This window comes from Mucilaginibacter jinjuensis (genome assembly GCF_028596025.1).
Lineage (GTDB): Bacteria > Bacteroidota > Bacteroidia > Sphingobacteriales > Sphingobacteriaceae > Mucilaginibacter > Mucilaginibacter jinjuensis.
The window spans coordinates 4,666,209-4,692,336 of the sequence record NZ_CP117167.1; the positions used below are offsets into that span (position 1 = coordinate 4,666,209).

At 43.0% G+C, this 26,128-nt stretch carries 12 protein-coding genes; 3 read left to right on the forward strand and 9 right to left on the reverse strand.

From position 1 onward, the window contains the following. Window positions 1-21 precede the first annotated feature (21 nt). The 3 genes from PQO05_RS20175 (at window position 22) to PQO05_RS20185 (ending at window position 1,854) form a co-directional block, all read left to right on the forward strand. The gene (locus PQO05_RS20175) at window positions 22-756 is read left to right on the forward strand and encodes an SDR family NAD(P)-dependent oxidoreductase (RefSeq protein ID WP_273629248.1); all 735 of its coding nucleotides are present in this window, start codon (window positions 22-24) and stop codon (window positions 754-756) included. Between the two features lie 21 nt (window positions 757-777). Next, window positions 778-1,380, forward strand: coding sequence for a TetR/AcrR family transcriptional regulator (locus PQO05_RS20180; RefSeq protein ID WP_273629249.1), 603 nt, complete (start codon window positions 778-780; stop codon window positions 1,378-1,380). A 288-nt stretch (window positions 1,381-1,668) separates the two neighbouring features. Beyond that, on the forward strand, window positions 1,669-1,854 hold the full coding sequence (locus PQO05_RS20185) for a hypothetical protein (RefSeq protein WP_273629250.1): 186 nt from the start codon (window positions 1,669-1,671) through the stop codon (window positions 1,852-1,854). Between the two features lie 63 nt (window positions 1,855-1,917). On the opposite strand, the gene PQO05_RS20190 is transcribed toward PQO05_RS20185, so the two are convergent. From PQO05_RS20190 to PQO05_RS20230, 9 genes are all read right to left on the reverse strand, one after another. Then, a complete protein-coding gene (locus PQO05_RS20190; protein ID WP_273629251.1) occupies window positions 1,918-3,495 on the reverse strand; it encodes an alpha-L-fucosidase in 1,578 nt (525 codons plus the stop codon). Window positions 3,496-3,497: 2 nt separating this feature from the next. Continuing rightward, window positions 3,498-5,900 carry a glycoside hydrolase family 31 protein gene (locus tag PQO05_RS20195; RefSeq protein WP_273629252.1) on the reverse strand — a complete coding sequence of 801 codons (2,403 nt, stop codon included), beginning with the start codon at window positions 5,898-5,900 and terminating at the stop codon, window positions 3,498-3,500. Window positions 5,901-5,916: 16 nt separating this feature from the next. Next, complete coding sequence (locus PQO05_RS20200; RefSeq protein ID WP_273629253.1) at window positions 5,917-8,088, reverse strand: glycoside hydrolase family 3 C-terminal domain-containing protein; 2,172 nt, start codon at window positions 8,086-8,088, stop codon at window positions 5,917-5,919. Window positions 8,089-8,261: 173 nt separating this feature from the next. Continuing rightward, a complete protein-coding gene (gene galA, locus PQO05_RS20205; RefSeq protein WP_273629254.1) occupies window positions 8,262-11,138 on the reverse strand; it encodes a beta-galactosidase GalA in 2,877 nt (958 codons plus the stop codon). Window positions 11,139-11,142: 4 nt separating this feature from the next. Next, window positions 11,143-14,727: a VCBS repeat-containing protein gene (locus PQO05_RS20210; RefSeq protein ID WP_273629255.1), complete on the reverse strand. Its 3,585-nt coding sequence runs from the start codon at window positions 14,725-14,727 to the stop codon at window positions 11,143-11,145. 204 nt (window positions 14,728-14,931) lie between these two features. Then, window positions 14,932-16,644, reverse strand: coding sequence for a RagB/SusD family nutrient uptake outer membrane protein (locus PQO05_RS20215; RefSeq protein ID WP_273629256.1), 1,713 nt, complete (start codon window positions 16,642-16,644; stop codon window positions 14,932-14,934). A gap of 23 nt (window positions 16,645-16,667) precedes the next feature. Continuing rightward, entirely contained in the window at window positions 16,668-19,871 is a 3,204-nt protein-coding gene (locus PQO05_RS20220; RefSeq protein ID WP_273629257.1) for a SusC/RagA family TonB-linked outer membrane protein, read from the reverse strand. A 313-nt stretch (window positions 19,872-20,184) separates the two neighbouring features. Further along, entirely contained in the window at window positions 20,185-24,351 is a 4,167-nt protein-coding gene (locus PQO05_RS20225) for a hybrid sensor histidine kinase/response regulator transcription factor (RefSeq protein WP_273629258.1), read from the reverse strand. A 178-nt stretch (window positions 24,352-24,529) separates the two neighbouring features. Beyond that, window positions 24,530-26,059 (reverse strand): S53 family peptidase, encoded by a 1,530-nt coding sequence (locus tag PQO05_RS20230; RefSeq protein ID WP_273629259.1) that lies wholly within the window; start codon window positions 26,057-26,059, stop codon window positions 24,530-24,532. Between the last annotated feature and the right edge of the window lie 69 nt (window positions 26,060-26,128).

Sequence of the window (26,128 nt, forward strand, 5' to 3'; positions counted from 1 at the left end):
GTATCTAAAATTACAAACAGTATGGATAGTAAACAATTGGCATTAATTACCGGCGTAGGTAAAGAAACAGGAATAGGCTTCGAAACCGCCAGGCAACTCGCAGACTTGGGTTACAAAGTGATCATCACTTCGCGAAAACAGGAGATTGCTGAGCAACTCGCAAATATTTTAATTAATGAAGGACTGGATGTTGTGCCTATGGCATTAGATGTAACTGAAGAAACAGCAGTACAGGCAATTACCCGGCAGATTGAAAAGCAGTTTGGCAGATTGGATGTACTGATTAATAACGCCACCCTGTTTCCCGATCAATACAATACAGTAGATGTAGCGCTTAACGACATCAGGAACGTGCTGGAAAGTAACTTTATTGGCGCATGGAGTACCATTAAATACCTTACGCCATTATTAAGAAAAAGCGCGCATGCAAGGATTGTTAACGTATCATCGGGTTCGGGTTCTTTTGGTGGCGAAGGTTATAGCCTTACTAATCCGTGGCGGGATGTGATCTCGGTTTACAGTATTTCTAAAGCGGCCCTCAACGCCTTAACACTCAAGGCTGCCCTCGATTTAAAAAACGATAATATCCTTGTAAATGCAGCTACGCCGGGGATAACAGCAACCCATGAAGTTTTAGCTAATTTTGGCGGTAGACCGGTAAGCGAGGGAGCGGCAAGCATTGTTTTTGCAGCAACTTTGCCTAAAGGTGGGCCAACCGGTCAGTTTTTTAAAGACGGTAAGGTGGTCGCCTGGTAATTGAAACTTAATTCTTTTGTAATGACATTTATTCCCAGATCAGCAGAAACACGTCAGCGCATCGTGAAGGCCACTGCCGAAGTATTCAATAAAAAAGGTGTTTCGGGTACTTCTATTAAAGATCTTGAAACAGCAACCGGCATGACCAGGGGAAGTATCTACGGCAACTTCGAAAACAAAGACTCCCTGACGGTTGCCGTGTTTGACTTCAATGCTGAATTAAAGCGCACTTTACTCAATAATGAAGCTGGCCGGCATCAGCGATTTAAGGATAAACTGTTAGCCCATGTGCTACTTCATCTGCCATCGGCCAAAACACCGTTTACCCCAGGTGGATGCCCTTTCATGAACACAACTATCGAAGCCGATGACACCAATGAGTTATTGAGGGACAAAGCCGGAAAAGGCCTTAATTTGTGGACTAACGATATAATAGCAATTATTGAACAAGGCATTAAAGCAAAAGAATTTAAGCCTGAAACCGACGCAGCAGGCACGGCTATTCATATTATTTCTCTCATTGAGGGCGCTTCCCTGTTTGCCAGATCTACCCAAAACATGGAGTATGTAAACCGCCTATTAGATCTGGCAAAAAAGGTGATTAATGACATTAGTTTGTCTTGATATCTTCTCCGCTTTAGCAATCATAAAACAGCCCTTTTTGTCCGTGCAGGGTCTTTTGTAAAGGACCCTGCATTGCTTAACAAACCTGCCTACGTGCTCAGGGTCCTCTGCGAGAGCCCCTGCGGGGACAAGAAAAAGCCCTTTCAATGATAAGTTGAAAAGGCTTTTTTGCTAAATGAGGTTACAGTGCCTTAATAAGCATAAAACACCTGCATTTTATATTAAATATTTGATTTTCAATTCAATACATTTATTATTATTTTAGTGCCGGATAAAACAATATCAAACATGATTACTTTAAATGAATCGGGTGAGGATTTAGGAGATAAAAACACACCTGTAAAAAAAGCATGGCTGACTCCAGATGTTGAAATGATCAATACGGACGATATTGAATCCGGACAGACTCACCACGTAGAGGGCATATATAACAAGGCAGGGTCAACACCAGCATTTACCCATTTTGTTAGTTAATCGGGTAAAATCAAAAGCCCTTCCGAGAATATCGAAAGGGCTTCCTATTATCTACTAATATTTTTACACCAAATCCCTGCCAAATATCTTCAACACACAAGCATGCTCACTTGGCTTTTGGTTGGGTAGGTTGACTTTTAAGCCTTCTGCTCCCCTATCGAACTTCACTTTGCCGAAGCCCAAGAGTTCAACATGGTCTATGCTGCCAATCTTTTGCCCGGTGGTGGTTGATAGCGCATTTATAGTTACCTCGCCATTTGGCGGCCAACCCATAAAAAAGGCGTACAGGTTGCCGTGTTTGGTGGTAAACCTAACATCTTCATAAGTAAAAGCCTTGCGGTTTTGCTCATTAAATTGTTCTGCCGAATTTGTTCCATTGGCATCTTTGGTTACCTGTGTTTTTGGCCCGGTACCAAATATTTTCCAGGGGCGGGTGCTGTAAATGGCTTCGCTGTTGGTGGCCATCCATTTGGTTATGCCGTCAAGGATTACCAGTTCGTCGCTATCTAGCATACCGCTTGCGGGTAGCGGGAAGTTGAGCATCAGGTTACCGTTACGGCTCACAATATCAACCAGCATATCCACAACCGTCTTGGCCGATTTATAATGGCCAACGGTTTCGCGGTTGTAATGCCAGTCGCCAATACAGGTGTCGGTTTGCCACGGGCGGGGCCAGATGTTATCAACCACGCCACGCTCTACCTCAAACACACAGGTTCCTACTTCCGAGTCCTGCGGGCGTTTGCTGGTGTAACAGGCTTGCGTTTTGCCGCCATGTATAGCCGCGCTTTTATTATACAGATGTGCCAGCACACTTAAACCATGCTCTTCAAACGGGATATGGCCATCGTTATAAATCATATCCGGCTCGTATTTATCAATCAGGTCGAACATGCGTTCCACCCATTTCTTTTTCCATGCTTCAGAAATGCCATCCTCGTTCCAGGGCAGGTCGGTATAGATCTTTTCCGAATCGCCGTACATATCGGCAAAGGTGGGGTTTGCACCATCATAAGGCACACCTGCTAAGGGCCCGGTTTTATCACTACCCTTACTTACCGAAAACCATTTAGGCGAAATCCAAAGATGGTCGCTAATGCCAAACCGCAGGTCGTGCTTTTTGGCAGCAGCGCGGAACAAGCCGACTATGTCTTTCTTCGGACCCATGTTTACCGAGTTCCACCGGTTATCTTTCGAGTTCCACAGGTCGAAGTTATCGTGGTGCGTACCCATACTCATAAAGTATTTGGCACCTGCTTTTTTGTATAAGCCTACCAGGTAATCAGGGTCAAACTTCTCAGCCTTCCAAAGCGGAATAGTGTCCTTATAACCAAATTTCGATTGCGGCCCATAAGTTTTAACGTGATAATCATACTGCTTTTCGCCCTGGATGTACATCCGGCGCGCATACCAATCACCGGCCTCAATGGCCGACTGTGGCCCCCAGTGTGCCCAGATGCCAAACTTGGCATCCTGAAACCACTCAGGGATCTCATAAGCTTTCAATGATTCCCTCGTTCCCTGAAAAGGACCGGGAGCCAAAATTGATTTTACACCCTGTTTAGCATAAGCCGGTGCAAATTTCAGCGCCGGATAAGCCAGGGCAAGGGTTTTAATTACGCTTCTTCTCGATACAGGCATACTTATAATTTTACGGTTACTGCGCTGCCGCTGTATTTAAACGTTTTGTCGAAATGATCGGCCGGAACTGAATCGGCACCATGAGCGCCGTTAACCACTACTACATTAAAAGTACGTTGTTTTAACATACCCGGGAAACTACCTTTAACATTTGATATGGTTAACTGGCGACTTTGATCGTTCCATGTAATGTTAAACGTTGCAAACTGACCTTTTTCGTAACCGTAAGTATCGTTAGCATCCTCATAAACCTGAAACTGACCATTAGCCCCCGGGTAAATGCGCAGCTCAATTACACTCGATGGTTTTTCGGTAGCGTATTGCACCACCGGACCCATTGGTACTATCGAACCTGCTTTTACATATAAAGGCATGGTTTCAATCGGTACGTCCTGGTTTAAAGTCTGGCCGCCCTCGTATTTTTTGCCGGTCCAGAAATCGTACCAGGTAGCTGCTTTAGGCAAGTAAACCTCGCGGGTATGTTTGCCCGCTGCTACGTTAGTGCCGGTATATAATTGCTCGGTTACCGGGTTAACCATAAAGGCAGGGCCAAACATATACTGATCAGGGATGCTGTAAACCTTGCTATCATTCCTGAAATCGAAAGCCATCGAACGCATAATGGTATAGTTATCCTGCGTTACGCGGCCTGCAAGAGAGTAAATGTACGGCAGCAAACGATACCTTAATTTATCGTATTTAATCAGGATATCGCGCGTTCTTTCATCCCAGTTGTTGGAGAAGATGGCTCGCTCGCCCTTACCGTGGATGCGGAAGATCGGCGAGAATGTACCGAATTGGAACCAACGGGTAAATAACTCGCGGAATTCTGGTTTCGACCAATCCGGTGCACCCCAGTTCAAATGGTAACCGCCGATATCTGAAGTCCAATAAGGGATACCCGATACACAGGCATTGATACCCTGCGGAACCTGCGATTTAAAGGCTGCAAACGTACAACTTATATCAGACGACCATAGTGTTGCTGCATTGCGTTGCTCACCCGCAAATGATTGCCTGATCAAAAAGAAGGCACGCTTGTTCGCGATATCTCTTCTCCATCCTTTATAAATCCCTTTTGAATGTTCCAGTGAATAAGTATTGAAATAGTTGATGCCTTTACCGACTGAGAAATTGGCTTTGCGGCGTTCGTCTAACAAAGTACCGTTGTCAGGCTCGCACTGGTCAACCCACCAGGCATCCCAGCCATAACGTTTAATGAGGCTGTCGCGGGCCTGGTCCCAATATAGCTCGCGGGCTTTAGGGTTGTGGGCATCGTAATAAGTATCGAAGGTATGGGTAACCACGTTATCCCAGGTAATGCTGGTTAGGCCGCCCATTTTATCAAGCGCGTCATAGTTAGGCGTGCCCTTACCAAATACTGGCCATATCGAGATCATGGCATGGATATTGGCCTGATGTAATTCATCAACCAAAGCTTTGGGGTTAGGGTAACGCTCAGGCTTCATTACATGCGAGCCGATTGGCAACGGATCCCAGTAATACCAATCCTGCACAATAACATCGACAGGGATATTGGCGTTGCGGTAATTATTTTTCACACCGATAATTTCCTGTTGACTCAAATACCTGTCCTGCGACTGGAACAACCCGAACGACCATTTTGGGTACATTGGCGCTTTGCCTGTAGCGATGCGGTATAAATCGATAATATGATCGAAAGATGGACCGTAGAAGAAATAATAATCAACTTGTTTACCACTTTCAGATACGTATTTAAATTGTGTGTTATCAGCCTCGGCACCAAAGAAGTTAGAGGCCGAATAGTTATCCCACATCAAACCATAACCTTTGGTTGAAAGTAAAACCGGGATGGCGCCGGTCATATACTTAATGGCCATATCCTGGTTGCGGCCTTTGTAGTTGATAGATAATGAATCTGTAGGGTGACAGCCCAGCCCAAACAAACCTTCATCGGCAGACGAGTTAAATGAAGTGCTGATGCTATAGGTATCGATGCCCGCAACAGTTTGGGCATGCATTTCTTTGTTATCCTTTTCACTTTCAGATGTGATTACTTTACCCGCTGTGGTGAGGTAAGTAATGGCGTTGGTTTTACGGTTAACGCTGATCCAAAGCTTACTGGTTTTCAGCACAATGTTTTCATTAGCTTCCGCAACAGTAAAATTCACTTTAGCATTAAAAGGATTGTTAACCACCAATGAATTAAATGGGGCGAACGAACTGAGCGCGGTATACTTTACCTGCACAATATCACTGCTGCAAACCTTAATTTTGAGGAGGCCTTTATCAAGCTTAAAGGTTACCCCATCTGCTTGCTGGGTGTATGATTTTACTGCGGCTATGCTATGCTGTGCAAACATCATTGTGGCAATTACAACAGCGCATAGGCCTTTAGCATTCTTTTTAAAAAGGTTAAACATTGGCTTTATGTATTTATTAATTTTTAATCTCGATTACTTTTGTCTCTTTTATATCTGCTGATGAACTGCCGACCATCAATTCGACGGGCTCATTCTCAACCACAAATTTGTTTTTACCCGTATTCCAGTATGCTAGGTCTGCTCCCGCTATTTTAAGTTGAACGGTTTTCTTTTCGCCTGCTTTCAGGGTAATCCGTTTGAAGGCTTTTAATTCTTTGATCGGTCGTTCTACTTTCGATTTCAGGTACTTTACGTAAAGCTGCACTACCTCGTCGCCTTCGTGTGCACCGGTATTACTTATATCGATACTTACGGTTAAACTGTCCTTAGCATTTAGTTTGTTTGTCGATTGCAGGTTACCATACTGAAATGTGGTATAGCTTAATCCATAACCAAAGGGATACAGTGGCGTATCTTTCAAATACATGTAAGTGCGGCCATACCTGATGTTGTAATCCATCATCGGCGGCAATTGATCGAGCGATTTTGGCCAGGTTTGTACCAGCCGGCCGCCGGGATTTACATCGCCGTAAATAACATCGGCCAAAGCATTGCCCAACTCCTGGCTGCAATGGGTGATATGTAGGATAGCAGGGATGTTTTCTTGTTCCCAGTTAATAGCATAAGGAAAACTGCTCACCAGTACCATTACAATGTGTGGGTTTACAGCATGCAATTTCTTAATCAGATCTTCCTGTAATGAATCGAGCGAGATACTTTCGCGGTCAACTGCTTCGCGGCCTTCGGTTGGGCCATCTACTTTTTTCCAACCCAGATTTCCGGATGGATTGTTGCCTACGCATACAATCACCACATCGGCTGATTTTGCCATACTAACCGCAACGGCGTTATCAGTTGTATGGATCACATTAACCTGACTGGATACTTTATTCTTAATCCCCTCCAGCGGACTAACGCTATAAGGCGGTGTACCACTATACCAATCCTGCAACACCTCGGCCGAGCGCGGGCCTACGATGGCAACCGTGCCTGCCTTATTTTTATCGAGTGGTAAAAAATTGTTCTCGTTCTTTAACAACACAATTGATTTTTGGGTGATCAACCTGGCAAAGTCACGATGCTCGCTGCTCAGCCATGGCTCCGGTCCATCTTTTATAGATGAGTATGGATTCATCTCCGGTGGATCCAGCTGCCCCAGTTTTATCATCACCCGGAATACTCCGCGAAGATTTTGATCGATCTCGGCTTCTGTAATTAGCTTTTTATCCAGCGCCCCTTTTACACCTGCTTTGTAAGTATCCAGGAATTGGTTGATGCCGGCCTTAATACAATCTGCCGCTATTTCTTCGGGTGTTGCGGCGTAGTGATGCGCTGTGAATAATAATTTATAAGCGCCGCCGTCTGTGCAAATAATACCATTTTCGCCCCACTGGTCAATGGTAATTCTTCTGAGCATCGGGTTCACCGCCTGTGGTATGCCGTTTACCTTATTGTATGATGCCATGTATGCCCGCGAACCACCCTGCACAATGCCTTTATGGAAGGTATATCCATAATACTCGTTAAATAAACGGTCATCAAACACAGAGTTACTGCTATCGCGACTGTTCTCGTTACTATTAGCCAAAAAGTGTTTCATCAATGCAGCGGTTTCCCAGTATTTGGAGTTGTTGCCCTGCAAGCCTTTAATATAGCTTACCACCATGGTAGCGTTAAATACCGCATCTTCGCCGTAGCTTTCTTCGGTACGGCCCCAGCGTGGGTCGCGGCCCAAATCGGCATTGGGCGCACGCACTACCAGGCCGCCTTTATGATATTTTGCTGATTGGAAAATGTATCGTGTCTCTTTGGCCTCGATGGCTGCAGCCTGCTGCAATAGCTCCGGGCTCCAGGTTTCGGCCAAACCTATACTTTGTGGGAATATAGTTGTAGGCACAGGCGTTTTGCCGCCCCAATTGCCAATTACACCCATTGATAAACCGTGCAGTCCTTCTACATGGCCTGTGCCTTTGATACCTAAGCGCTCGACAGTTGGGTTGGTACCCAAACAGTTGATCTTTTCTTCCGTATTTAATAATGAAAGCAAGTTGGTGATCCTGTCCTCAACCGGCAGTTCCGGGTTTTGAAACGGGTAGCGATATTGCGCAGATGCAACCTGCCCAACGGCAAGCAACAGCAGGCAACACGCCTTTGTAAACGTTAGCTTAAATAGTTTTTGAAGTGGCATTATAATAAGTGCAATAGAATGTTTACAAACGTTAAAACATACTCTTTACCGTAAAACTATCATTAATGGCAACTGTGTCGCTATCACAAAGGTTAAATTCTATGCAATAAATGTTAAACGAGTACCATATACAACCATTACGTTTATTATCAAGCTATTAGCTGGTATATAATTTATTTATTGTTTGGATACTGCTGAAGTTTAATACTTAACACAGCCGTTTTTGCATCATTTGCCACCGCTGTAAGTTTAATTTCACCCACTTCGCCGGTCGATTGGATAATAACCTGAGCCAAACCGTTAAACAAGTTTCTATTCCAGGTTGCAGCAGGGGTTAAAATTTGGATTAATCCCGGCGATTGGTTCACTTCTGTCCAGGCATTGGGCTTAATTAATGGCTTGCATACAATGGAAATTTCGTTAGTGCCTGACTTTAACAATTTCTTATCCAGTTTAAATTCGCTACGGTTTGTAGTATCCGTTAAATTAACACCAACCGGCTGACCGTTGATATAAACTGATTGATTTTTACCAATACTTTTAAAGAACAAGGTCAACTGATCTTTATCGGCAACAGCATCTAAATTGAATTTCCCACGATAAACCAAGGCGTGAACCCTTTTGCCAAAATCAGCATTACGTTCAGCTTTAAAGGCAGCGTCCCATTTGCTGTCGTCGTAGTTTAAAGCAGTTTCGGCTCGGTTGCTGATATCTTCAACCACCTTCTCTTTTAATCCGGTTATTTCAATGGTCTTGATAGTTTCTATATACTTATCAGCCTCTAACGAAGTTGGATCGCCATTACCCACACCAATAATTTTGCCCGGACCGGTGATGCTGAATGAAACATTGTTTGACGCTGTAGGTACAGCCAATCCCTTTTTATCTTTAACAGATACCGTTATCATGGCTAAATCTTTACCATCAGCAGCTATAACTGGTTTATCCGCACTTAGGCTGATATTTTGAACCTCGCCGGTAGTTTGTACAAAGTCGGTCAAAATTTTCTTACCTGCTTTATAACCAATAGCTTCCAGTTTGCCAGGTGCATAGGCTACCTTCCACTCCAAATGTCCGTTAACCGGCATGGGCTTTTTGCCCTGACTTTTGCCGTTTAAAAACAACTCTACTTCATCGCAATTGCTGTAGGCCCAAACATCAATCGGCTGGCCTTCTTTGCCTTTCCAGTTCCAGTGCGGTAACAGGTGTAAAACAGCTTCGTTACCCCACCAGCTCCTTAAATACCAGGCATCATCTTTAGGGAAACCGCATTGATCCAGCATCCCAAAATATGAACCGATTGATGGCCAGCCATAAGGCGTAGGCTCGCCCCGGTAATCAAAGCCTGTCCAGATAAACATGCCGGCTGTGAAAGGGCGTTTGGCATAATAGTTCCAGCCTTCTTCAATACTGTAAGCATTTGGGCGTGGCTTTTTATCGTAGGCAGCCATCATGTGCAGGCTATCATTGGTAAAATAAACGCCACGAGTTGCAAAGGTTGAGCCCTCTTCTGTGCCCCAAATCTTTTGTGCAGGAAACTTTTTATGCTGCGCATCAGGGTCTTCCTGGGCGATATAATTTAAGCCGATCAAATCCATCACGCCCGACAAACCTTGCCCCCAGCCGCCGCTAAAAGCTGCGGTTATAGCACGTGTTGAATCGATACTTTTAGCATAAGCTTGCATTTGTGTAGCAATATGTGCACCGATGATATTATTCTCGATATGCCATTCTTCGTTCCCTATCGACCAGCTGATTATGCTCGGATGGTTACGATCCCTGGTGATTAAATATTTCAGGTTACCAAAGTGTGTATCTGTGATTCCCATTAACCTATTTTCGTCAATCACCACCATGCCCAGGCTATCGCAGGCATCCAGCAATTCGGGAGTTGGCGGATTGTGCGAGCAGCGGTAGGCATTGAAGCCCAGTGCCTTTAAAGCTTTTATCCTGAAGATCTGCAAAGCATCCGGCATAGCCGAACCCACTCCTGCATGGTCCTGGTGATTATTGGTGCCTTTTATTTTTACATGTTTACCATTCAAGAAGAACCCTTCGTTATTATCGAAACGGATAGTACGGATACCAAAGCGGGTATCATATTGATCTATTACTTTTCCACCCTCCAGTATCTCGGTGCGCAAATGATAAAGCGTTGGCATTTCTATAGACCAGAGCTGAGCATTTTCAACCGGTAAACTGATAGTAAAATCTTTGTTTTCAAACGGATTTAGTGATACATTATCAATAGTCGCCGGAGCCAATGCTTTCCCCTGCGGATTAATAATCGTTTGCCTGATACTAAAATTTTTGACCGACTTAGCATCATTATTTACCGTTACAACTGCCTTTACATCGGCACTGGGGCCTTTAACATTAGTGGTAACAAAAGTACCGTTAGTGGGTACGTGAAGTTCATTGGTTTTGTTGAGCCAAACGTGACGGTAGATGCCTGCTCCTTCGTAAAACCAGCCCTCTTCCATCGTAGCATCAACCCGCACGGCAATTACGTTATTGCCGCCATAATTCAAATATTCCGAAATATCGTATTCAAAACCATTGTAGCCGCTGAGTTCGTTGCCGAGGTAATGGCCGTTAACCCACACTATTGAATTGCGAAACACACCATCAAAAGCAATATGGATGCGCTTGCCTAAATCAGCAGCCGGGATAGTGAATGATTTGCGGTACCAGCCCACACTGGCATCGGGAAAATTTCGGCCAATGGCTTTAAACCCGTGACTAAAACTTCCTTTTTTGCTGAAAGGTTGTTCAACAGCCCAGTCGTGCGGCAGATCCAGTTTGCGCCAGGCACGGTCGTCAAATTCGGGATCGGCCCCACCATCGGCATAACCGGCTTTAGCGTAGAACGAGAAATAGCCTGTTCCTGTATCAAAATCCTTTTTGGTATCTGAAGGATGCCCGTAAGCAAAGCTCCAATTTTTATCAAATGAGATATGTTGTCTTTCTGACTGTGCCCATGCCGATAGCTGAATACAGCAAAAAAGTATTATCAATTTATATTTCACACCAATTCTTTTAATATTCATATCCTTATTTCGAATTCATCACCGCCCTTTTGTTGCCGGCGTTATCAAAAATAGTAACACATTTTATGGTCTCATCCATCTTAACGTACCGTGCCGACTGCGACAGGAACGAGCTGCCATAACTAAACTCCTGCTTAGAGATTTTTCCGTTTTTGTATTGGATTAAAGCATAAACATCTGTTGGCTTAACCGAAATAGTTTTAGCAGCACCGTTTAATTGAAACACCTTTAAGAAGTCTTTATTCTGGCTTGCTGCCAAAAGTTCGTTGCCATTTTTATCACGCAATTTCACTAATGCTTTACCATTGCCCGGGATATAAATTCCACTTTGCAGAATAGACAGCGGTTTAAAACCACCTTTGCCGTCGCCTTTTAACATTAATCCGTTAAGTGCATCATAACGGCCTATCGATACATCGGTACCAAAATCATTGCCGTTGATGATTACATCCAGGTTGCCATCTCCATCAAAATCGCCGGTTTCCATACCGTTTAATACCGATACCTGGGCTTCAACCGGTAAAGGGATTAGGCTAAATTTACCATTGCCATCGTTCCGCAGAAAGCACGATTTAAGCAGGTTGGCCTTTAACTTTATTGCGCCTTTCATCTGTTCGGGCGAAAACACCTCGTCCATCGTGGCCGTGGCGTACGATTTATAGTTGGTAAATTTTTTCTTCAGGCTGATCATCTGCTTTAAAATATCGTCCCTGCCCGGTACTGGAAATTCCTTTTTATCACCATTTTTATCCGGCAGATAAATAGACGGGATTGCCGTGTAGGCCCCGTTCTTATCAAAATCTTTAGCGGTGATGTAAACAGGATATTGGTCGCTGGCTTTAAAAAGGCTGTTCTCGCCCAGGTTACCTATAATATAATCGGTACGCCCTGTGTGGCGGAAATCGCCCGCCACTAATGAGTTCCACCAACCCTGTTTATCGCCAACGCCCGATTGTGGCGTTACATTTACAAATTTGCCATGTTCATTTTTAAGGAAAGTTACAGGCATCCACTCACCGGCCATAATCAAATCAGGCCAACCGTCGTTGTCAAAATCGGTAAACAAGGCATCACAAACCAAGCCGATATTTTTTAAGGCCGGAGCTACCTGTGCAGTAACATCGGTAAATTTTACATGGCCGTTGTCGCTGTCGTTTCTCAATATAATACTTGATACCGGTTTAGGATAATTCCAAGGCTCTACCCTGCCAGATATAAACAGATCAGGTTTTCCGTCTTTATTGTAATCGCAAGCACGTACACATAGCTTGCTGGTGTAATTTATTGGGATAGCATCTGTGGCAAGGGTAAAATTGCCTTTGCCATCGTTGTGATAAAGCCTGTCCTGGTATTCAGGGCTATTAGCCTGTGTTTCGTATCCCCCGCTGGCAATGTACAAATCAAGGCTGCCATCACCATTGGCATCAAACAATATCATACCGGCATCGGTAAATCTTTTGCTAACTATTGTTTTTGTGGTTAACAGATCGCGTTGCTTGAATTTACCATCGGCCTGTTGAAAAAAGATCTGTGCCTGGTTATAAGCATCGCCACCGATAATAATATCATCCAGTCCGTTCCCATCAATATCGCCCGAGGCCAGCGCCGGTGTATATTCCGACAGTTTATGCGGCATCAGTTTCTGGATATTGAAATCGATAAAATTGGCATCCTTGCTTTTGTAATGAATGCCTAACGAATCGCTTACTTCTTTAAATAATGCCTTGGTATCAATTTGAGGTTGGGTTGATGAATAATTATCCCTGGCGTTAGCAATGTCTGCGATAATTTTTTGGTCGGCTTTAACGTTCAGCATTTTCTGCTTTTTGCCATCAGGCCATTTAACCACTACCGAATCGAGCACGTTTACATTACCCAAACCAAAATGCGCCATTGCCTGCACGCTTGATAAATATCCCCGGTATGGGTCGTTCTCGTATACCTGGTGTTTGCCGTGGTCGTAATAAATATTGGCGATGGCTCCCAGGCCATTTTTATTGTTTTTATCGCCCTTAAAACCAATCTGAAAATAGTGGACTTTATCTGCCAGTTTTTTATCATCGCGCGATGTATTGCGGTACACCAATGCTTCATCATTAATGTTATTGATGATCATATCCATCGCACCATCATTATCCAGATCGGCATAGGCGGCCCCGTTAGAGAAGGTAGGCAATTCCAACCCCCAATCTTTACTCACATCCTGAAAGGCAAGGTTGCCGCCATTCATAAATGCATAGTTATGCAGTTTAACTTCGGGAATCTGGCCCAGTACCGTTTTTTTGGACGTTACGGCGTAAGCCTGCGACCGGTACGTCATAAAATCATGATCAGATACATCTTTAGGGAAACCGTTGGTCACAATCAGGTCGCGGAACCCATCGTTATTAAAGTCTACAACCATTGGTGTCCAACTCCAGTCTGTTTGGGCAATGCCGCTTAAAAAACCAACCTCACTAAAAACCGGGCTGCCTATTTGTCCATGCTCACCAAGCCTCGGGCCCTGGTTAATTTGCATGGTGTTGCGCACATATTGGTACTGATAACCATAAACATCAAAGTTTTGGAAGGTTTCGTAGCTGTTAGCACCCAGCATCATTTTTTTACGGTAGTTATCCTCGGGGTTCATGTCCAACTCTACCACATCGGCAAGGCCATCGTTGTTTATATCAACAATATCTTGGCCCATGGCATTGTACGAAGTATGTTTAAAATACTCGTTAGAGCGGTTGGTAAAAGTACCATCGTGGTTGTTGATGTACAGGATATTGTTGGATGCAAAATCGTTAGATACATAAATGTCTTTCCAGCCGTCGTTGTTAATATCGACGGTGGTGGCTGCGTGGCCGTAACCATCGAGGTTGATGCCCGCTTGTACAGATACGTCATGAAACACGGCGTGGTGCAATTGCTCATCCCAATCGTTGCGATATAGTTTACCCAGGCTTTTAGACATGGTACGCCCAGCCGCCGGGCCAAATAAATTAGGATTATAACTGGCCGATGCGCTGTTTACCGTAAGGTACATATCCAAATCACCATCGTTATCATAATCAAAAAAGCTTGCCATGGTTGATTGCTGACTGATATCCAATCCATAAGCCTTAGCCATTTCTTTAAAGTGAGGGATACCATCTTTATCATTCCCCTGATTAATATATAACAGGTTACGCAACTTAACCGGGTCTGAATACAAGGTATTGCAAACGTATATATCCATTAAGCCGTCGTTGTTAATGTCAACCACTGCAACACCGCGCCCCCAGCGGCCCATGCCGCCCACACCTGCTTTATCGGTAATATCTTCGAACTTAAAATCGCCTTTGTTGATGTATAGTTTGTTCGAAACCATATTACCCGAAAAGTAAAGATCCTGCAGGCCGTCGTTATTAAAATCGCCAACACCTACCCCGCCGCCGTTGTAAATATTTACGGCGTCTAAAGGGTTTATGGTATCTGTTTCAATAATCTGGTTATTAAAATGGATTCCTGAATGCGAAGAAGAGATCTGCTCAAATAACGTATGCTTTTTGCACGATGACGATAGCAGAACAAGCAATAAAAAGCTAAGCAGGTAATACTTATTCATAGCAAAACAGGATAATAACTGGTCGGGTAATTTTCATGAAATAAATTTCATTCATAAGCCTTCAATATAATTATTTAAATCAGCACAGCACGTTTTATGATGCTATACAACTATCTAAATAATGTGTAATAAAAAGAGCTTTCCTTTTACAGAAAGCCCTTTTTACAATCAATTAATCAAACTCAAATACTAAGTTATGGTGCATTAGTTCCCGTAAGCCGGGTTTTGAGTTAAGTTAGGGTTCAATCCACGCTCAACCTGCGGAATTGGGTATAAATCGCGCCCGGTCGGTAATGATGTATTATACAAACCATGTATACCACCATCATTACTTGGATCCAGTTTATTCGGATTGGCTACCGGATTAGTGCTGTTATCAACAGTACCATAAGCTGCCTTAATAAATGCTGCTGCAACACCCGCACGGCGAAGATCATAGAAGGTAGAGTACTCGCCCGAAAGCTCGTGACGGTACTCGCTATAAACCATTTGCAACGGATCTGTTATCGGGCTTGCCGGTGTACCATCGTATTTAGCGCCATCCTGCATTATGGCCGGGGCACTGCCTCCGAAGGCACGGTCTCTCACTATTTTAAGGGTAGCTAAACCGCCGCTCACATCGCCTGTCTGGATCTGGCATTCTGCTTTGCTTAATAAAACTTCGGCATAACGCATCAGGATCTGGTTTTGCGCACCAAATATGGTCGACGAACCTGAGTTAGCATCCAGCGTAGGGTCTCTCCACATTTTAGAGCAATAGAAACCTGTACGGCCTTTGTCCGATCCATACCAAGGCAAAGCTATTGTACCGCAAGTATTAATCGCTTTACCATCAGTGCCGATATAACGCGGATCTTTGCTGCCAAAACCTGCTACCACTAATGGGTAACCGGCAATACCGCCCCTGCCAATTATGCCCGGACTAACGTTTTGATCACCAGGACCAATAACGGTTGCCAGTTTACGCGTATCCCCTGCCTGGAAAGAATAATATAAACCCGGGTTAGCATAATCATAACCAAAGTTTGATATTTCTTCGGGCCAGCTAAAGTCAGAGATCCAGGCAACTTCGTTACCTGCGCCCCAGCTTTGGGTACCCGCAACTTCAAACTGTACTTCAAAAACAGACTCATCGCTATTTTGGTGATCGTACTCGTTTACATCAATAAATTTCGGCAATAAAGTGTAGTGTCCGTTTAACATGTTAAAGGCGGTCAGCGCATCTTTATAATCTTTAAGCCACATTTGTGCTGCACCCAGGTAAGCGTAAGCTGCTCCTTTGGTAGCACGGCCAACTTCTGTGGTAGGCAGGTCTTCTTTCCAGGTTAATAAACCTGCTGCAGTTGTCATGTCTGATACTACTTGCTTAAAAACCTCGTCCTGGCTGCTTCTTGGTGTTAAACCGGCGTTGGCTCCTGTTTTTAACTCTAAAGGTACACCGCCAAAACTTGCTGCCAAATAATAGTAGGTCATGCCACGCAGGTAGTAGATCTCACCGGTTAAACGGTCGCCCAATGCTTTTGTAAGAATACCCTTTGCCTGCATCTCAGCAATAACAGGCAGTGCAGAGTTAGCACGGGCTATACCCACGTAAGCGCGGGCCCAGAACACCTCGATCGGTGCAAAATCAACCGGGATAGAGTAGTTATTATAGAAACGGTCGGCCCCCCAGTTGTAAAAATCATGCGTCTGGAAATTTGCATAATACCAGATCGATTTTTTTAACAGATCGGCATTCTGATAGGTATCATAAATTGCGTTTACGAGCGCCACGCCATCAGAAGCTTTCTGGAAGTACGAATCGGCTGTAAACTGAGAAGTACTTGTCTGATCCAGAAAACCCTTCTTACAGCCTATAGGAATCATCATTGCCGCAGCCATGGAAACGATGAGGATATTTAGTTTTTTTAATTTCATGTCTTTAATATTTATCAATCTCATTAAAATGTTACGTTAACACCCAGTGTATAAAATTTGGTGTTAGCATAATTACCCTGATCAATACCTGATGCTGTTGCACTGATTTGCTGTGTAGCGCCGGTTGTTGGGTTGGTACCACTTGCCGAACCAATTTCCGGATCAAGGCCTGAGTATCCTGTGATAGTGAACAGGTTTTGGGCTGATACGTAGAACCTCACCTTAGTTAAGGTGAGTTTTTTAACAAGGGCTGATGGTAGCGTATAGCCAACTGTTAAGTTTTTTAAACGCAGGTAGCTACCATTTTCAACATACACGCTCGATGCTACGTTGTTACCGCTTACATCATCATTATAAGTTACACGGGCATAACGGTTTGATGGATTGGCAGGTGTCCAGTGGTTTTGATAGTAGTCAAGACCAACGTTTTCAACACCAACAAAGCCTGGCGCCTGGAAGCTCTCCAGCATGCGTTCCTGGTAATTAAAGATTTTGTTACCATAGGTTCCGTAGAAGTAGGCGTTAAAATCAAATGCTTTGTAAGAAGCATCTAAAGTAAAGCCACCATAAAACTTAGGTAGCGGGCTGCCTAAGCTCACACGGTCTGATGCGGTAACCTGCCCATCGCCATTGGTGTCGGCAAAATAACGGTCGCCGGGTTGGGTAGTGCTGTTTTGGTAATAAGGATTACTTGGATTCTTAGCCGCAGCACTTGCATTTAAAGCATTAATTTGTGCCTGAGATTGGAAAATACCAAGTGATTTGTAACCAAAGAACTCACCGATAGGCTGGCCAATGTTTGTACGGCTAAAGTTACTCCAGCCTGTAGCTGCCAAACCTGTTAAGGTAACCAGGTTATCTACATAAGTAGAGGCCCTGCTTACGCTTAACAATTTGTTATTAACTGTGGTAATGTTTAGGCCTGCACCGAAGTTAAAATCTTTATTAAGCTGTTTGTGATAGTTTAAACTGAACTCAAAACCTTTATTATCAATACTGCCAACGTTTTGGGTTTGATAAGGGAAACCGGTTTGGTTAGGCGTTAAAACTGCTAAAAGGAAATCTTTCGATTTTTTGTTATAGTAATCAGCAGTTAAGGTCAGGTCGCCATGTAAGAAGGCGATATCCATACCTATATCAGTTTGCTGATCTGTTTCCCATTTTAAATTAGGGTTTTCCAGTTGGGTAAGCGCAACACCCGGCTGATAAATTTTACCGAACGGATAACCTACGTTTGTTGAGGTACTGGCACCACCTCCCGAGCTGTATAATGCTGCATATTGAAATAAGTTAATATTTCCCTGGTTACCAACTTCGCCCCAGCCGCCTCTGAATTTCAGATCAGACAGCCAGTCAACATTTTTCAAGAAAGATTCTTGTTTAGCTCTCCATGCTACAGCTGCAGAAGGGAATACACCATATTTATGGCCATCATCAAATTTCGATGAGCCGTCTCTTCTTACCGTACCTGTAATTAAATACCTGTCATCAAACTTGTAACTTAAACGGGCAAATTGAGACGCCAGAGAGTAAGTTTGCTGGCTACCATAAGCTGTTAAATTTTGCACCTGGCCCAAATCCCTGATACCGTTACTTGGCAGGTTATTACCGGCACCGCCCACTATCCTGTAAGTGTTTTCCTGCTCAGAAACACCACCTACAAAACTGATGGCGTGTTTACCAAAGGTTTTATCGTAAGAGATCGTGTTTTCCCAAAGCCACTCGAAAGTATTGTTTGCGCTTTGCGAATATTGGCTCAACTGGTTAGCACCACCTAAACCATACTGGTCGCTCGAACGGTCATCCTCAGGCTGGAAGAAATAGCCTGAATAATCGCTTACGTTGATACCGGCATTAGTTTTAATCTTTAAACCGTCTATGATCGTAGCTTCTAATGATGTATTACCTAAGAAATAGTTGTTCAGGTTTTTATAATCGTTTTGTTCGATGGTGTAAAGCGGGTTATTCCAGCTTTTTGTGTAGATGTTTATCGGGTTATAAAAACCATAATTACCATTGGCATCTTTAGCCAGGTTGGTTAATTTATTACCTGTAATGGTAGGTATTAACTCAGTTAATTGCTGTAATGAACCGGTACCGAATGGGTTGCTTTGATCTTGCCTTGAGTATTTGGCACTGGTTGATGATTTTAACCATTTAGTGGCAGTATAATCAACATTGGTGCTTAGGTTAAACCTTTTGTAGTACGAGCCCAGTACAATACCTTTCTGGTCGTAATAACCTAATGAAACAGCCGACTGCACTTTCTCATTACCACCACGGATAGCCAGGTTATAGTTCTGTTTTAAACCGGTGCGGTAAACCTCATCCTGCCAGTCAACATTGGTTAATGCCGATGGGTTGCTCCACTCTGGTAATTCTGTGAAAGTGCCCTCGGTGGCATGGTCTTCGTTAGCTAGGGTAGCCCATTGCTGTGCATTTAATACTTTATATTTTTTAGGTTTAGCCTGTACAGATCCATAAGAATCAAAGGCAACCTGCACACCGTCTTTTTTACCTTTTTTGGTAGTTACAATTACAACACCGTTTGCTGCACGCACACCATATATGGCAGTGGCTGATGCATCTTTCAATACATCGATAGAAGCGATATCGCTTGGGTTGATATTGTTTAAACCACCTGTAATAGGGTAACCATCAACAACATATAAAGGGTCGCTGCTGCCAAAGCTGCCCACGCCCCTGATAACCACAGTTACACCATTACCTGGTGAACCATCATTATTAACAACCTGAACACCTGCTGCACGGCCTTGCAAAGCCTGATCTACAGAGGTAACAGGCACCTGCTCAATCTGTGCTGCAGATACTGATGCTACAGAACCGGTTAAATCTTTACGTTTAGTAGTACCGTAACCAACTACAACCACTTCTGATAATGACTTGTTATCCGGAGCTAGTTTTACGTTAACTGTATTAGAGCCACCTACGGTAATAGTTTGTGCATTAAAACCAACAAAGCTGAAAACGAGATTACTGCCCGCAGCAGCTTTGATTGAGTAATTTCCGTTAACATCTGTAACGGTACCATCATTGGTTCCCTGTACTTTAACAGTTACGCCGGGTAAGGGCTGGCCTTTTTCGGTATCGGTAACTTTACCGCTAACCTTACCGTTTTGTGCCAAACCGGGAGTTGTTATTGTAAGTAGCAATAACAGCGTTCCAAATAAAAGCACAAGGTTTTTAATTTGTAATTGTCTTATCATAATTTAATTAAAGTGAGAAATTGGTTTATATAGATATGGAGCGTTTAACTTTAACTGTAAAAAGCACGTTTATAATTGGAGTATAAATTTATGTGCCTGCCAAATCGAAGTGTAACAGTATTGTTAATGTTTATGCAACAAATGTTAAGGGACTAAAAAACGCCTTATAAGAGAAAATAAGCGGGTTTATACGGATTTTTTGATGCTATAATTAACAAAAATAGCATTGTATAAATAACACTAAGGGGGCAAATAATACGCCAAAAGCCCTTATCGGGCTTCTGGTTAATGGGAGTGAAAATGCGGAGAAATACTATACCGTATCTAAAATTTCCTTTTTCTTTAATTGGAGAATATATTCTGATGGTAACATGCCATACTCTTCGCGGAAAACTTTGGCGAAATAGGTAGGGTTGGCAAAGCCAACTTCGTAAGCTACGTTGGCTATGTTAAGCTTGCTTTTTTCTAATAGCTGTACTGCTTTTTCGAGACGGATATTCCTGATAAAATCAACCGGTGTTTTGCCGGTAAGCGTAAGCAGTTTTTTATACAGCGATACACGGCTTAACAACATCAACCTGCTCAATTCTTCTACCGAGAAATTGGCATTGGTGATGTTGGCTTCTACTATTTTAACAGCATTCTTGATAAACTTATCATCCTCTGATGCCACTTCAATCTGCTCTACTTTAACGTCCTGCTGTTTCTGGTAGGTCTTCTTCAATGTTTCCTGTAAAAGCAACAGGTTCTTAATTTTTGATAATAGGATCTCGAAGTTAAACGGCTTGGTGATATAATCGTTCGCACCACTTTCGAGCCCCAAAAGTTGATCTTCAGGCTCGTTTAAGGCAGTAAGCAGTATAATCGGGATATGTGTTGTCCTGCTGTCAGCCTTAATCTTCTTGCTTAGCTCAATGCCATTCATTTCGGGCATGCTAATGTCGCTCACTACCAGGTTAGGGTGGATAGCCAGTGTTTTTTGCCAGCCCTCTTTTCCGTTGCAGGCCTCAATAATGGTAAACTGATGTTTCAGGTTATCCTTCAGATAAAAACGCATATCATCATTATCCTCGATCAGCAATACCACCGGTTTTTTATTTGAACGCAGTATGTCTTCTTTAATTCTCTTAGCTTCGGGTTCGGTGCCAATTACAGTTGGTTCTGCCAACAAATTACTTTCTGCAACTACAGGCAGCAGTATGGTAAAGCAGCTACCATGATTGGGTTCACTCTCCACGCTAATTTCCCCGCCATGCATTTTAACAAATTCGCGGGTAATGGACAGCCCTATCCCACTCCCCTGGTTTAACAGGTTCTGCGGCATATCATCCTGGAAGAAACGTTCGAAGATCTTATCCTGTTTATCGGTAGTAATACCAATACCTGTATCTATTACCTTAATCTCCAGCATTTGCTGTTTTTCGGTGCTTTCGTTTTTATTCAGGCTAAGCAAAATACAAATGTGGCCCCCTGATGGTGTAAACTTAAATGCGTTTGAGAGCAGGTTGAAAAGGATGCGTTCCAGTTTATCATGGTCAAATTCGGTTATCAAAGTTTCTATTTCAGAATCAAACACATAGCGTAAATTCTTCTGCTGCGCGATATCGGTAAACGAACACGAAATCTCTTTAACGAAAGCAACAATATCACCCCTTGTAAGGCTTAGTTTCAGTTCCTTAAACTCCATCTTCCTGAAATCGAGCAACTGGTTAACCAGGTTTAACAGACGCCGGCCGTTCCTCTTAATCATTTGCAATTGTTGCTGTTGCTCGGGCTTTTCGTTAATTTTTATCAGTTGTTCAATTGGTGATAGTATGAGCGATAACGGCGTGCGGAACTCATGACTTACATTGGTAAAGAATTTGATCTTCATTAAATCCAACTCGTGCATGCGACGAGCTTCCAGAACTTCGTGTGCTGCTTTGCGTTCGATCTCGAGCTGATGCTGTTGGGCGGCAAACTCTGTTTTTAGTTTTAAAATACCGCGATGCCTGATGTAAAATAAGGAAGCCACAAAACCAAGGAAGTATAACAGGTAAGCCAATGGTGATTTCCAGAATGGCGGCAACACGGTAATTTTCAGGTTTATATAACTTGCGTTTTTAACATTATTGCTATTGAATGCTTTTACTTTAAAAATATAATCGCCTGCATCAAGATTGGTATAGGTAGCGCGCCGGGTATTGGCCGATGTGCTAAGCCAGGTTTTATCAAAACCCTCTAACTGATATTGATACTGAACCTTGTTAGGGTTAAAGAAATCGCAGGCGGCAAATTCTAAGCTAAATACGTTTTGACTATGGTTAAAAACGATAGCCTTTGTATCTGAGATGGATTTTTCTAAAACAACACTTCCCTTAATGGTATCGCCCACAACAACACTCTTGTTAAATAATTGCAAATCGGTAAATACAAGCGGAGGTTTGTGTGAAGAGATGCCAATCTGTGCCGGATCGAACAGGTTAAAGCCATGCGCCCCACCAAATATCAACTTCCCTTCGCGGGTTTTAAAGGCAGCGTTTACGTTAAACTCCCTCCCCTGCAAACCATCGCTTTCGTCGAAATTTTTAATATCGAATTTGTAATTATTGGCTGCACCTGTTAAAGTAATGCATGTTACCCCCCTGGTTGTGCTGCACCATATACGGCCTTGTTTATCTTCCAGTATATTAACTATATTATTGGCTGGCAAGCCTTTTTCACCATCGAGGTTTGTAAATTGATTGGTAACCGGGTTTAAAATACTTAACCCGCCTTTAGTGCCAATCCATACCAATTGCCGGCGGTCTTCAATAAGGCAATTCACATCCCTTGCAACCAGGCTATTGGCATTATGTGCATTATGGATATAATGGGTTACCTTATGGGTTTGAGTATTAATAAAATCGAGTCCTTTGTCTTCGCCTACCCAAACATTACCCTTTTTATCGGGATATAGCACACCTATATATCTCGAATTTAAAGCTTTGTTATAAGGGGCAGAAAATGTTTGCGTTTTGCGATTGAAAATATTAACGCCCCCGGCAAAAGTCCCCACCCAGATGTTGTAAACCTTGTCTTCAAAAATTGTATAAATACGGTCGTCGAGTATAGCGCCTGCATTTTTATCATCGGCCCTGTAATGGGTAAAAGTTTTACCATCAAAACAATCCAGGCCGCCAAAATAAGTACCTATCCAAAGCTTCCCTTCATGATCGATGCATAAACTAACTACTACATCACCTGTTAAACTATTTATATTATTGGGGTTATGTTTATAATTGGTAAACTGATGCTTGTTTTGATCGTAATAAATTAAACCGCCGCCGTTGGTGCCCACCCATAAATTGCCTTTGTGGTCTTCTTCAAAACAATCCACATCTTCGGCAGGTAAACTTGCTTTATCCGATGGAAAACGCCTGATTACAGGGAACTGAAAAATCCCTTTATGATAATAACTGATCCCTTGTTTATAAGTACCCGCCCAGATAATCCCATCCTGATCCTTATACAACACCACGTTATCACCCATTAACGATTTGGGGTCGTCTTCATGAGGCAAAAGGTAAGTCACTTTATCAGTTTTGGGGTCTATAACATTAATACCTCCATGGTCTGTACCTATCCATATTTTGTGATCATCGCCAATAATTACACTGTTGATAATATTTGAATTAAGCAGGCTACCGGGAGTTTCTTTTGAATAATGTTTAAGCGTTTTACTGCCGGTGTTGTATGAATAAACCCCTACCGATTTGGCAGCCGCCCAGATCCATAGTTTCCGGTCGTTATCAAGCTGTATTGAAAAATTTACCGGGGCTTTGTTCTGGCAGATTGAGGCTGGCAATGCAGCCCTGTCTACAATTTTATGATGCGCAACATCCAATTTTTCGAACACCCCGTCGCTATAAATCAACCAAACATTACCATTGCCGCAATCAACCATATCCATAACCCAGTTAGAATGCAGGGTAGGTTTTGATGCGAATGACTGACTATAGTAAGTGGTGGTATTGCTCGCTTCGTGATAACAATAAAGACCTTTCTCGCTGGTTGAGAACCAGTAGTTACCTCTTGAATCTTTTTTAATAAAGCCCAGATCGTTAGTTAGTATCTGCAGCCGGGCTAGTTCGGGATTTATATTGTTGTAAAATTTTTCGGTTGCAGGATCATAAATGCTGTAATTATTATGTGTATATACCCACATCTTTTTTCCCGGCCCTTCATAAATACGCGAAACGTAGTTATCTGATATAGAGGAGGTGTCTTTGCTCTCATTTTTAAACACCCTGAATTTATACCCATCGTACCTGTTTAGTCCCGAAGTAGTACCGAACCACATAAACCCTTTCGAATCTTTAAAAATGCAGTTGATCTGGTTACTTGATAAACCATTATTAATATCCAGATGAGAGAACTGATATTTATCGTTTTGCGAATATGCAATGGATTGCAGAATAACAGCAAATACCGCTATTAAAAGTAAACTTTTGGCACGCATAAATATTTATAATTGGTTTGGCAGCATTGAGAGTTACTGCTTACGCTAAGTTATGAATAAATGTTAATCATACAATTTAAATTCATTAGTTTATTTATTTAACTATTCAGGTTATAAAAAATAAGCCCTGCATGTAATATGCAGGGCTTATTAATACCGGATATTTTAGCTATCGATATTATAATTTTGATAACACGCCCCAACCTGTACAGGCATCCCAGCCAATGGCTGCGGTATAACCTGTTTTTTTACTGGTGGTCTTATTATCGCCCGATGTAATATCGCGGCACAAATTAGGCGTTGAATACAGGGTTGGATTAATAAAGCCGGCGGGTTTCTTTTTCTGCTCGTTAAGTAAGGCTATTAAACCGGCCATTAACGGTGCAACAGCACTTGTACCGCCAATAACCATTTGCTGCCCATCAACCAGTACCTGGTAGCCTGTATTAGGGTCGGCGTTACCGGCAACATCGGGCAGGCCGCGGCCTTTAAATTTGGTATCGAGCGCCAGTGGCACGTTAGCTTTTGTCTGATAATCGGGCAGTGGGAAATAATTACTTACACCACCGCCGGAAGCCGAACTGGTAGACTCGTGCCATACCACTTCATTTGTAATTTTTGTGCCGTTAACTGTTAGCTTAGTACCACCGCATGCCAGTACATAAGGGCTTGATGCCGGGAAATCAACGTGAACTTTACCATCGGTTTCATCGTCGCGCGAGCCACTATCACCTGCTGCTACACAGATGGTGATACCCAAAGCTGATGCTGTTTTAAATGATTCGTTAAAATTATCCAAAGCCTGTTGGGTCCAGTTAACTTCTGCCGACCCCCAGCTGATAGATATTACGGATGGCTTATTCTGTGTATCGTGAATGGCTTTGGTTATGGCATCCAGGAAACCTTTATCGGTATTGGGCGTAAAATATACGGCCAAAGTTGCACCGGGTGCTACGGCACCAGCTACTTCAATATCCAGCATTACTTCGCCATCCGGTCCATTGGCTGTTGATGGGCTGTTTTTGCCGCCATCTACTGCAATTGCTTTTACTGTAGGTGTGGTGATTTTTAAGCCTTTAAAATAATTGGTGATATCGGTAGTCCTGAACCCTCCGCCCAGTTCAATAATGGCTATACACTGCCCTTTACCTGTTACGCCGGTTGGGAAACCATATATTTTAGCCAATTGATTTGGGGTAAATGATTGCGGAGCCGCTGCATGTGAAACTATCCCACCTTTAGGAGTTTGAAACATTGGCCGTGCAATAGGGTGATTATCTAACCCAAACACACCGGCAACAATATCCTGCAAATCATCAGGCACGTGGATCTCCCCGGTTAGAGTGCGGTAATTAGTTGATGCTTTTCTGTAAGTTTTAACGGTAACATTAAACGCAGTTTGTAAGTCGCTGATCTTGCCACTCAATATTACGCTCCGGCGTGCCAGGTTAACATCAACTGTGGTTAAATTGTGAGCATGAGCAAAGGCTTCAACTTTGTCTGCATCGCTTTGCTCGGCGGCGTAATCGGTTTCATATTCTTTACGGGTAAGGTGCTTACCCATAATAGCATCGGCAGGTAATTTCTTTTTACGGCGTAAGCGCACAGTTACCTCAACTGTCTGTTCCTGATCTGCTTCTTTAAGCTTTTTGGCCTGGGGTAACGCCTTATAACTACCAGCCAGTTTAACATTCGATTTCTTTTCCATAATATTAAGATTATCTAAACCAATAATCTAATATAGACTTATTATTATCTTATTATATAAAAAATAATA